This is a genomic window from Cereibacter johrii (genome assembly GCF_001720585.1).
Classification (GTDB): Bacteria; Pseudomonadota; Alphaproteobacteria; order Rhodobacterales; family Rhodobacteraceae; genus Cereibacter_A; species Cereibacter_A johrii.
The window spans coordinates 26,484-37,734 of the sequence record NZ_MABH01000070.1; the positions used below are offsets into that span (position 1 = coordinate 26,484).

Consider the following 11,251-nt stretch of genomic DNA (forward strand, 5'->3'; position numbering starts at 1 on the left):
TGTCCCGCCGGGATGCAGCTGTCTTGCGCAGCCTTCCGACCTGCCGGTGATCCTTATGGAAATGACGATACGCAGAAATCGAATCCTGTCAACAAACTGATTGACCAATCAATCGAGCAACCGCCAGAATGCGCCAGGTTTCCCCCGCTGCCGAAGGCCCCTCTCCCATGCTCGAGCCCCCCCTCGCCTACCTCAGCGCAGCACAGCTGACGGCCCTTTATCGCGCGCGGAAAATCTCGCCGGTCGAAGTGGTTACAGACGCACTCGCGCGGATCGGGGCCAGCGGGGACAGTCTGAACGCGGTCTGCTTCACCTACCCCGAGGAGGCGCTGGAGGAAGCGCGCGCCTCCGAGAGGCGATATATGTCCGGCGCACAGAAACCGGGCATGATCGACGGCGTTCCGACCGCGCTGAAGGACGAGACCATGATGGCGGGCAAGGTGACGACCTACGGCTCGCTGCTGTATGCGGACCATGTGGCGACGAAGAGCGCGCCGGTCGTGCAGCGGCTGGTCGAGGCGGGCGCGGTGATCCACGCCCGCACCACCACGCCCGAATTCTCCTGCGCTCCCTTCTGCCACTCGCGGCAGTGGGGCGTGACGCGCAACCCGTGGAACCCCGCCTTCACGCCCGGGGGCTCTTCGGGCGGCTCCGGGGCGGCGCTCGCGGCAGGGCTCGCGGCGCTGGCCACGGGCTCGGACATCGGCGGTTCGATCCGGATCCCGGCCTCTGCCTCGGGGGTCGTGGGCTTCAAGCCGCCCTACGGCCGCGTGCCCTCGACGCCGCCCTTCAACCTCGATCCCTACAACCATCCGGGCCCCATGGCGCGCACGGTCGAGGATTGCCTGCTGATGCAGAACGTGCTCGCAGGCCCCCATCCCGAGGACATCGCCTCGCTGAAGCCCAAGCTCGAGCTGCGGCTGGACCGGTCGGGGGTGAAGGGCTGGAAGATCGCCTTTTCGCTGGATTTCGGCTTCATGGAGATCGACCCGGCGGTGCGGGCCAACACGCTCGCCGCGCTGGAGGTGTTCCGCGCGCTCGGCGCCGAGGTCACGGAAGTGGCGCTGCCCTGGTCCTGGGAGGTCTATCGGGCCGCAGCCACCCACCACAAGGCTTTGTTCGGCGCCTGGCTTGCCGACTATCTGGACGAGCGCGAGGAGTGGCTGACCTCCTACGCCCGCCGCTTCGCCCGCGAGGCGCTCGCCACCACCACCCGCGACTATCTCGCCGGGATGGAGATCGAGGGGCGGATCTGGTCGCATTTCGGCCCGATGATGGAGGGGTTCGACCTGTTCCTCTGCCCCACGCTCGCCCTTCCCGCCGTGCCGGCCGAGTTCGACTTCTCGGATCCGCTGATCATCAACGGAGAGGAGATCGATTCCTATCTCGGCTGGACGATGGCCTGGCCCTTCAACATGCTCAGCCGCTGCCCGGTCCTGTCGGTGCCCTCGGGCCATGCGCCGAACGGGGTGCCGACCGGCCTCCAGCTCGTCGGCCGGACCTATGACGATCAGGCCGTCTTTACGGCGGGCCTCGCCTACGAGACCGCCCTCGGCGGCTGGTATGGCACCGCCGCCACCCGTCCCTCCCTGCCCTTCTGAGGTCTCGATGAAGACGATTTTCTCCGACAAGCACGCGCTGCAGAGCGTGGAGCGCGAATTCTACCGTGGCGGCTGGGTGGAGGCCTTCGAGATCCCCCGCCGCGCCGAGCTCGTGCTGGCCGCCGTCACGCGCGCGGGCCTGGGCCCGGTGATGGCGCCCCGGCCGTTCGACCTCGGGCCCGTGCTGGCCGTCCATGACGCGGCCTTCGTGCGCTTTCTGGAAGGGGCGTGGGAGAGCTGGGTGGCCGAGATGGGCCCGGTTCCGGCCTATCCCAACCTCTGGCCGCCGCGCCGGTCGCGGACGATCCCCACGGTCCGGCCCGGCGCCGAACTCGGCCGCTATGTCGTCGACATGAGCAGCCCGATCCTTGCAGGCACCTGGGAGGCCGCGCGGGCGGGCGTCGACTGCGCCCTGACCGGCGTGGCTCTGATCGACGCGGGCGAGCCCGCGGCCTTTGCCCTCTGCCGTCCCCCGGGCCACCATGCCGGGCGCGACTATTTCGGCGGCTACTGCTTTCTCAACAATGCGGCGATTGCGGCGCAGCAGTTCCGCAGCCTCGGCGCGGAGCGCGTGGCGGTGCTCGACATCGACTATCACCATGGCAACGGCACGCAGGACATCTTCTACGACCGCGGCGACGTGCTGACCGTCTCTATCCATGCCGACCCGGTGCAGGACTATCCCTACTACGTAGGCTTCGCCGACGAGACCGGCGAGGGTCAGGGGGCGGGGGCGAACCTGAACCTGCCCTTGCCCTGGGGCGCGGATTTCGCATCCTACCGCCGCGCGCTTGCCGAGGGTCTGGGGCGGATCCGGGCCTTCGCGCCCGACCGGCTGGTGGTGTCGCTGGGCGTGGACACGTTCACGGACGATCCGATCTCGCATTTCCGGCTGGAGAGCGGGGATTACCCTCGGATCGGCGCCATGATCGCGGCCCTCGGCCTGCCCACCCTCTTCGTGCTGGAGGGCGGCTATGCCATCGAGGCGATCGGCGAGAATGTCGTGCAGCTTCTGAAAGGCTACGAGGCGGAGCGTGGCTGAGCCCTCAGCTGCCCCCGGGAGGTCAGAAGTCCTCGGGGAAGATCAGCCTCAGATAGGCCAGCGAGGCATCGTGCCCGCGCTTCTGCCCCTCCGCGATGGTGATGGGCAGCAGCAGGTTCTCGACCCAGAGCCCCGAGATCATGGCGTTCAGCGTCAGCGCCACCTGCTCGGCCTCGACGGTCCGCCCGCGCAGCGCCGCAAGCTCGGCCACATCGGCGGCAACCGCCTCGTTATACTGCACCCGGAGCGCGGCGCAGCGCTGCCGGAAGCTCGGCACGCGCGCGGCTTCGGCCCAGAAGGCGAGCCAGAGCGCGATGGACTCGTGCCCGGCGGCCTTGCGGCTGAAGTCCGTGTCGATCATGTGCCGGATCCGCTCGGCCGGGCCGCGCTGCGAGGCGTTCAGCTGCGCCAGATAGGCCTCGTATTCCGCGGCCGTATGGTCCAGCGCGGCGAAGATGATGCCCTCCTTCGACTGGAAGTGGAAGGCGACCACGCCATAGGAGCATTTCGCCTCGGCGGCGATGGAATTGATCGTGACCCCCGTCAGCCCGCGCTTCGAGATCACCTTCACCGCCGCCTTCAGAAGCGACCGGCGCCGGTCCACCACCTGGTCGTCACGGGTCTTGGCCGGGGCAGCGCCGCTGCGTCTCGCTCTCGGTTTGGGCTCGGGCATGGGAGCTTTTGTCACTTTGCGGCAGGATCGTGGGAGCGGCGCATCCCCACGGGAATAAAGGGCGGAAGGGCAAAGTCAAGTTGCGGCGGTGTCCAGGCCCAGCAGCCGCGCCGCATTGTCGTGCAGCCAGAGCCGGCGCGTCTCCGCGTCGAGCCCCAGCCCGTCCAGTTCCGCCAGCGCCGTCTCGACCGGCATCATCGGAAAGGCAGAGCCGAAAATGATTTTCTCCTTCAGGATCGTGCGGCCGTACTGCAGCAGCGGCTCGTAGCCGGAATGCGCCTTGGCGAGAAGTTTCGGCCGGACGGCCAGGATCCCGATGGAGAGGTTGGGATGGCGCCAGGCGACCCCGATCAGCTCCTGCACCCAGGGCCAGCCCGGCGGCGAGGCCACGGCGCGCAGGTCGGGGAAGCGCACCATGACATTGTCGAGATATTCCGGCCGCCCCAGCGACATGGGCGTGTGGGTCGAGAAATTGATGCCGCAATGGATGTTCACCGGCACGTCGAGCTCGATGGCCTTCTCGTAGAGCGGAAAGAGCCGCTCGTCGTCCGGGCGCATCTTCAGCTCGAAACATTGCAGGTTGAGACCGCGCAGCCCGAGATGGCGGATCGCATGGTCGAAACGGTCCACCGCATCGGCCTGCCAGGGATCGACGCCGGCGAAGCCCACGTAGCGCGGGCCGTGCGCCCGGATGAACCCGGCCACCGCCTCGTTGGAGATCCTGAAGCCGAAGGTCGTGGTCAGATCGCGCGCCTTCAGCACCACATGGCGTGCCCCCAACCGTTCGTAGGTCTCAAGCCAGCTGTCCAGCCCCTGCGCCGCGTCCGAGGCGGCCGAGCGGCGCTCGCTCGCCCGATAGACCCGGCGGTAATTCTCGAGATGCGGGGCGGGGGGCGAGAAATCCGGGTGCGGCGGGCGCGAGGAAAAATCGATCAGCATCGGCTCAGCTCCACTTCCGGCGGTCTTCGAGGATGACCTTCGCCGCATTGTGCCCCGGCACGCCGGTCACGCCGCCGCCGGGATGGACCGAGGCCGATGCCTGATAGAGACGGTCGACCGGGCTGCGGTAATCGGCGAACTGCGGCGAGGGACGGCGGAAGAACATCTGGTCCGCGCTGATCTCGCCGTGATGGACATGGCCGTTCGGCAGATCGAACATCCGTTCGAGATCCAGCGGCGTCAGGATCTGGCGGTGCAGGATCTTGCTCTCGATGTCGGGGAACTGGCTCTTCAGCCCCGCCAGCCCCCGTCCCCACAGCTCCTCGCGGCGGCTGTCCCAGTCGGCCCGCGCGAGCGTGTAGGGCGCATGTCCGCCGAAGACATTCATGATGTGATGCCCCTCGGGCGCGAGCGTCGGATCGACCATCGAGGGCACCTTGACGATCAGGAAGGGCGCCTCGGCGATCTCGCCGCCCTGTGCCTGATGCCAGGCCCGCTCCATATAGGCCACGTTCGGCGCGATGGTCATCTGGGGCACGATGGCCCCCTGCGGATTGGTCTGGCCGAAGACCGGGGCTTCTGGCAGCGCCGAAAGCGCGAGATTGACCCGGAAGACCGTGCTCTCGCAGCGGATGTTGCGGATGTCGCGATTGAAATCCTCGGGCAGCGTCGCGGGATCGAGGAGCTTCGTGAAAGTCGTGCGGGCGGTGGCATTCGCGATCACGATCTTCGAGCGGATCTCCTCGCCGCCCTCCAGCCGCACGCCCATGGCGCGGCCCTTCTCGACGAGGATCCTCTCCACCGGGCAGGCGGTGCGGACCTCCATGCCATGCGCCTCGCCCGAGCGGCGGATCGCTTCGGAAATGGCGCCCATCCCGCCCTTCATGAAGCCTGCGGGCCCCGCGGCGGTGCCGCCGTCGCGCACGATGCCGCGCGCGAGCATGTAGGCCGAGCCGGGCGTCTTCAGGCTGGAATTGGCCCCGCCCCCGCCGGCGAAGAAGCCCAGAACCAGCTTCACCTCGTCGGAGGTGAACCAGCGCGAGAGATAGTCCCAGGCGCTCATCGTGAGGAGATTGTAGATGTCGTAGAACTGCGGCCCGACCTTGCGGAAGCGCCAGACGAAGCCTGCGAGCCGCGCGAGATCCCGGATCCTGCCGCTGGCGGGATCGACCGGCACCTCCCACAGAAGTTGCTTCATGTGCGGCGCGATCTTCAGCATATGCGCGCGATAGCCGGCATAGGCCGCGCCATCGACATTCGAGAATCTGGCGATCTCGGCCGCGAACCGCTCCGGGTCGTCCCAGAGCATGAAGGTGCGCCCGCCCTCGAGCGCGAAGACGGTGGGCGCGGCGGGAATGACCTCGAAGCCGTAGTTCTGCAATTCGAGATCGAGAATGACCTTCGGCTGCAGAAGCCCCTGATAATAGGAGGCGAGCGAGCTGCGGTAGCCGGGCGCGATCTCGCCCGTCACCGCCGCCCCGCCGACGACAGGCTGGCGCTCCACCACCAGCACCTTCACGCCCGCGCGGGCGAGATAGGCGCCGCAGGTCAGCCCGTTGTGGCCGCCGCCGACGATGATCGCATCATACTGCGGGCTCATGCGGAGGCTCCCTCGGTCGCGGGGATCCAGTCCCCGGTGGCGCGGTCGTAGCTGCCCGCGCGCAGGTCGGCGACGCCCTCGGTGATCCGGGGCTTGGCGATCTTCAGCGAGGCGGTGCGCGGGAAATCCTCGACGAAAGCGTAGAAGCGCGGCACCTTGAAGGAGGCGAGCCCGGCCTGCGCGGTGGCCACGATGCCCTCGAGGATCGTGGCATCGGCGACCACGCCCTCCTTCAGGCGGATGCAGGCCTTGACCTCCTCGCCGCGCAGCGGATCGGGCACGCCCACCACCGCCACCTCGGCCACACCGGGCGCCGCGGCCAGCACCGTCTCGACCTCGCGCGCGGCGATATTCTCGGCCGAGCGCCGGATCATGTCCTTCTTGCGGCCCACGATGTGGAAGAACCCGTCCTCGTCCTGACGGAAGAGGTCGCCCGAGGAGAACCAGCCGTCCTTCAGCACCTCGGCCGTGGCGGCGGGGTTGTTGTAATAGCCGAGCATGATGCCCGGTCCGCGGATCTGCAACTCGCCGATCTCGCCCCGCGCCACGGGCTGGCCGTCCTCGCCCACGATGCGGCACTCGCGGAACGGGCATGGCACGCCGCAGGAGCCCGAGCCCACCTTGTCGGCGCGCTCGATGGGCGCGAACATCGCCGGGCCGATCTCGGTCATGCCGAAGGCCTCGCGGGCGTTCAGGTCGAACCGCTCCTCGAGCCCGCGGTGCAGGTCGCGCGGGCACCCGTAGATGTTGGCGCGCACCACGCGGTTCCGGGCATCTTGCGGCTGGGGCGTCATCCCGTGCAGCACCCAGGGCAGGAGGCAGAAGTCGATCTCATGCTCTTCGAGCCAGCCCGAGAAGCGGCTGGTCGATTGCCGCGCCGCCACGAACAGGGTGCCGCGCTGGTAGAGCGTCATCAGCAAAAGCCACTGCGGATCCATGTAGAAGAAGGGCGTGGAGGCGAGGATGCGCCGGTAGGTCCGCCCGTCGCGGAAGGCATTCACCTTGCCGGCCGAGATCCAGTAGCGCTGGCTGAGCATGCAGCCCTTGGGAAAGCCCGAGGTGCCGGAGGTGAACTGGATGTTCAGGAGATCGTCATGCCCGACCGGCCCGGGCGGGGTGAAGGCGTCCTGCGGCTCCGCGGCGAGGCGGGCCCAGTCGTGCGCCCCGCCCCCGGCGCCGCCCACCACGATCAGCCGCTCGGCGGGCAGCGCGATCAGGCCCGCGGCATGGGCCTCGTCGAGCACGGCCCGCGTGCTGTCGTGGGTCACCACCCAGTCCGCCTCGGCGACCTTCATCACATGGGCGATCTCGCGCGGAGTGTAGCCCGGATTGATCGGCAGCATCACCGCCCCGATCCGGCCGAGCGCGAGCCAGGTCAGCGGGAAAGCCTCGACGTTCGGCAGCATCACGCCCACATGGGTGCCCTTGCCGATCCCGAGGGCCACGAGACGCGCGGCGAGCCCGTTCACCTTCCGGCGCATCTCGCCGTAGGTGAGGGTCTCGCCGCTCTCGAAGAAGTTCCACACCACCCGGTCGCCGGCCTCCGCGGCGGCCGCGTCGATCAGCGCCCCGATATTCTCCGGCAACGGCTCGGCCTCGATCCGGCGGCGGCGTTCCTCGTAGGGAACGACGGCCTGGGCGAGGACTTCATCCTTCCACATCGGCGGGCTCCAGTGAGTGGCGTGAGCAACAGGGAGAGACGCCCGCCCGAGGGGCGGGCGCGCAGGTCAGTGGGCGAACCAGACGGCCTTCAGGTCGGTGTATTTGTCCATCGCATGCAGCGACTTGTCCCGGCCGAAGCCCGACTGCTTGAAACCGCCGAAGGGCACGGCGAGCGAGCCGCGGTCGAAGCAGTTGACCCAGACCACGCCCGCGCGGAGCGACTTGGCCGCCCGATGCGCGTTCTTCACCGACCCGGTCCAGACCGCGCCCGCAAGCCCGTAGACCGTGTCGTTGGCCACCGCCATCGCCTCGTCGAAGCCCTTCACCGGGATGGCCGACAGCACCGGCCCGAAGATCTCTTCCTGCGCGATCTTCATGTCGTTGCGCACGCCCTCGAAGATCGTGGGCTCGATGTAGAAGCCGCCGGTCTCGGTCTTCACCCGGCCGCCGCCGAGGACGGGCCGCGCGCCGTCGGCGCGTCCGGCGTCGATGTAGCCCAGCACGCGGTCCATCTGCTCTTCGCTGACCATCGAGCCCATGCGGGTGGCGGTGTCGAGCGGATCGCCGGGTGCGAAGACGCGGGCCTGCGCCGCGATCTTCTCGAGGAGCTGGTCGTGGATCTTCTCGTCCACGATCAGGCGCGAGCCCGCGTTGCAGACCTGCCCGGTGTTGGCGAAGATGCCGGCCGCGATCCCGGCCGCCGCCGCGTCCAGATCGTCGCAATCCGCGAGCACCACCTGAGGCGACTTGCCCCCGAGTTCGAGCCCGATCCGCTTGATGTTCGACTGGCCGGAATATTGCATGAAATACTTGCCGACTTCGGTCGACCCGGTGAAGCCCACGCAATCGACATCCATATGCAGGCCGAGCGCCTTGCCCGCGATATGGCCGAGGCCCGGCACCACGTTCAGCACCCCCGGAGGCATTCCCGCCTCGATGGCGAGCTCGCCGAATTTCAGCGCGGTGAAGGGCGATTGTTCGGCGGGCTTCAGGATCACCGAATTGCCGGTGGCAAGCGCGGGCCCGAGCTTCCAGGCGGCCATCGACATCGGATAATTCCACGGCACCACGGCCGCCACGATCCCCAGCGGCTCGCGCATGACGAGCGTCGTCATGTCGTGCGCCGTGGCCGCCACCTCGCCATAGACCTTGTCGATCGCCTCGGCATACCAGGCGATGCAGGCGGCGGCGCTCACCACGTCGCCGTTGTAGGCATTGGCGATGGGCTTGCCCACGTTCAGCGTCTCGAGCAGCGCCAGCTCCTCGCGGTTGGCGAGGATCAGCTCGGAGAAGCGCAGCAGGATGCGGCGCCGGTCGGCGGGGGCCATCCGCGACCAGACGCCTGACTCGAAGGCCCGGCGCGCCGACCGCACCGCGACATCCACATCCGCCGCATTGCACGAGGCCACATCGGTCAGCAGCCGCCCGTTGCCGGGATAGATGCAGGCGAAGGTCTCGCCCGACAGGCTGTCGACATACTGGCCGTCGATGAAGGGACGGTTCGGAAGGGCCACGGCTTTGGCGCGGGCGTGCCAGTCGATCTCTTGCAGCATCTGGGATCCTGTTGGAGGGAGTTTCGTCGCGGCCGCCTCAGACGGCGGCCGGTTCTTTCGCGGTCAGACCGTGGGCGGCGCCCACTTCGGTGATGGCCTGCCGCATGATCGCCACCATGTCGTCGATCTGGGCGCGCGAGATGATGAGCGGCGGCGAGATCACGCAGAGATCGCCCAGCGGGCGCACGATCAGCCCCAGCTCGAAGCAGCGCTCGTCGATCTTCAGCGTGAAGGCCTTGTCCTCGGCCGTGCCGTCCGCCCGGGTCGGGTCGAGTAGGCATTGCACGCAGCCCACGAGGCCCACCGACCGGGTTTCCGCCACGCCCGGCAGATCGCGCAGCGAGGCGAGGGCCGAGGCGAAGTGATCCGCCATCTCGCGCGCCTGATCGACGATGCCCTCGCGCTCCATCAGCTCGATATTGGCGAGGGCCGCGGCGCAGGCCACCGGCTGGTTGCTGTAGGTATAGCCGTTGGTGAACCAGCTCCCCTTCGCATTCTCGCCCGAGATCCGCGCCAGCACCGTCTCGGAGATCGCAAGGCCGCCGAGCGGCACATAGCCCGAGGTCACGCCCTTGGCGAAGGTGATGATGTCCGGCACCACCCCGAACACCTTCTCCGAGGCGAACCATTCGCCGCAGCGGCCGAAGCCCGTCACCACCTCGTCCGAGATATAGAGGATGTCGTGCTTCTCGCAGATCGCCTTGAAGCGCGCATGATAGCCCGCGGGCGGAATGATGACGCCGCCCGAGGCAAGGATCGGCTCGGCCAGGAAGGCCGCGATCGTGTCGGGGCCGAGACTCTCGATCCGGTCCTCGAATTCCTGCACCAGATCGTCGAGGAACGCCTCCTGGCTGCGGTTGCCCGCGTGGCGCGGATTGGGGCTCGACAGGAACGAGATCCGGTCCTGCGCGATGTCGAAATTGGGCCAGTTGCCGGTGCGGCCCGTGCAGGCGGCGGTGAGCGCCGTCGAGCCGTGATAGCCGTCGTAGCGCACGATGATGCGCTTCTTCTGCGGCCGGCCCAGCACGTTGTTGTAGAATTCCGAGAAGCGCAGCGCGCTGTCGACCGCGGTCGAGCCGCCCGTGGTGAAGAAGATCCGGTTGAGATCGCCCGGCGTCAGCGTGGCGATCTTCTCGGCCAGCCGCGCCGCGGGGCTCGTCGCCATGTACCAGGGCGAGGCATAGGGCAGGACCATCGCCTGATGCGCCATGGCATCGACGATCTCGCGCCGGCCGTAGCCCACCTGCGCGCACCACATGCCCGCCGGCCCGTCGATCAGGCGGCGACCGTCCTCGGCATAGACATAGATGCCCTCGGCATGGGTCAGCACCGGCTGCATGCTCTTGCCGAGCTTCGCCATCTCCTGTGCAGGCAGGAGGACGTGATCCCGCATCGCCGCGCCCACCGCTCCGGCAGCATTCGTCGCGTCATTCCGCGTCATCGCCGACCTCCCCTCTCGTCCGCATTCCGGTTCATTCCCGGGCAAGCCCCCGCAACCGGGCACCGCCTCTGCCGCCAGTAGTGGGCACTCCGGCGGGACAAGTCAACATTTCTGATTGCCCGATCAATCAGAAATGTTGCGATGGCCTCGCAGCCGTGCTTATTCTGGCCGTGGCCGCCCTCTCGGGCTCGGCCGGGATCCGGCATCCTCCGCGGCAGATCATCGAAAGGCCGAACCCATCATGACCAACGACCTCATCCGGCGCAGCGACTCCGACGGGATCGCGCTTCTGACCCTCGCCAACCCGCCGGTGAACGCCCTGGGCCTAGCGGTGCGCCAGCGGCTCGCCGCGCTGACGGCCGACCTCGAGGCCGACGAGAGCGTGCGCGCCGTGGTGCTTGCGGCCGAGGGCCGGGTCTTCGTCGGCGGCGCGGACATCGCCGAGTTCGACCGCCCGCCCGAGGCGCCGCACCTGCCCGACCTGATCGCCGCCATCGAGGCCTCGCGGAAGCCCTGGATCGCCGCCCTGAACGGCGCGGCCCTCGGCGGCGGGGCGGAGCTCGCGCTCGGCTGCCATTACCGGATCTTCGCGAACACAGCCTGGCTGGGCCTGCCCGAGACGAGCCTCGGCCTCATCCCCGGCGCGGGCGGCACGCAGCGCCTGCCGCGCCGGATCGGCCTCGAGCTTGCCATCGCGGTCATCGCCGCCGGCCGCACCCTGTCCGCCACCGAGGCGCGGG

At 68.6% G+C, this 11,251-nt stretch carries 9 protein-coding genes; 3 read left to right on the plus strand and 6 right to left on the minus strand.

What is annotated here, in order from left to right; all coding sequences use genetic code 11:
- Window positions 1-167 precede the first annotated feature (167 nt).
- Together A9O63_RS05175 and A9O63_RS05180 are read left to right on the plus strand one after the other, a co-directional pair.
- A complete protein-coding gene (locus tag A9O63_RS05175; protein WP_069330967.1) occupies window positions 168-1,601 on the plus strand; it encodes an amidase in 1,434 nt (477 codons plus the stop codon).
- Window positions 1,602-1,608: 7 nt separating this feature from the next.
- The gene (locus A9O63_RS05180) at window positions 1,609-2,643 is read left to right on the plus strand and encodes a histone deacetylase family protein (RefSeq protein ID WP_069330968.1); all 1,035 of its coding nucleotides are present in this window, start codon (window positions 1,609-1,611) and stop codon (window positions 2,641-2,643) included.
- A 22-nt stretch (window positions 2,644-2,665) separates the two neighbouring features.
- Here the strand turns inward: A9O63_RS05180 and A9O63_RS05185 are convergent, their stop codons facing one another.
- The 6 genes from A9O63_RS05185 to A9O63_RS05210 form a co-directional block, all read right to left on the minus strand.
- A complete protein-coding gene (locus A9O63_RS05185; protein ID WP_069330969.1) occupies window positions 2,666-3,316 on the minus strand; it encodes a TetR family transcriptional regulator C-terminal domain-containing protein in 651 nt (216 codons plus the stop codon).
- A 75-nt stretch (window positions 3,317-3,391) separates the two neighbouring features.
- Window positions 3,392-4,255: an amidohydrolase family protein gene (locus tag A9O63_RS05190; RefSeq protein ID WP_069330970.1), complete on the minus strand. Its 864-nt coding sequence runs from the start codon at window positions 4,253-4,255 to the stop codon at window positions 3,392-3,394.
- Between the two features lie 4 nt (window positions 4,256-4,259).
- Window positions 4,260-5,855: a phytoene desaturase family protein gene (locus A9O63_RS05195; protein WP_069330971.1), complete on the minus strand. Its 1,596-nt coding sequence runs from the start codon at window positions 5,853-5,855 to the stop codon at window positions 4,260-4,262.
- Window positions 5,852-7,516: a class I adenylate-forming enzyme family protein gene (locus tag A9O63_RS05200; RefSeq protein WP_069330972.1), complete on the minus strand. Its 1,665-nt coding sequence runs from the start codon at window positions 7,514-7,516 to the stop codon at window positions 5,852-5,854. Before A9O63_RS05200 ends, A9O63_RS05195 begins: the two co-directional genes overlap by 4 nt.
- 66 nt (window positions 7,517-7,582) lie before the next feature.
- Window positions 7,583-9,070 carry an aldehyde dehydrogenase gene (locus tag A9O63_RS05205; protein WP_069330973.1) on the minus strand — a complete coding sequence of 496 codons (1,488 nt, stop codon included), beginning with the start codon at window positions 9,068-9,070 and terminating at the stop codon, window positions 7,583-7,585.
- A gap of 37 nt (window positions 9,071-9,107) precedes the next feature.
- A complete protein-coding gene (locus A9O63_RS05210; protein WP_069330974.1) occupies window positions 9,108-10,511 on the minus strand; it encodes an aminotransferase in 1,404 nt (467 codons plus the stop codon).
- 241 nt (window positions 10,512-10,752) lie between these two features.
- Between A9O63_RS05210 and A9O63_RS05215 the strand changes: the two genes are divergently transcribed.
- Window positions 10,753-11,251 (plus strand): enoyl-CoA hydratase/isomerase family protein (locus A9O63_RS05215; protein ID WP_141703043.1); only part of this gene is annotated, 499 nt, incomplete at its 3' end.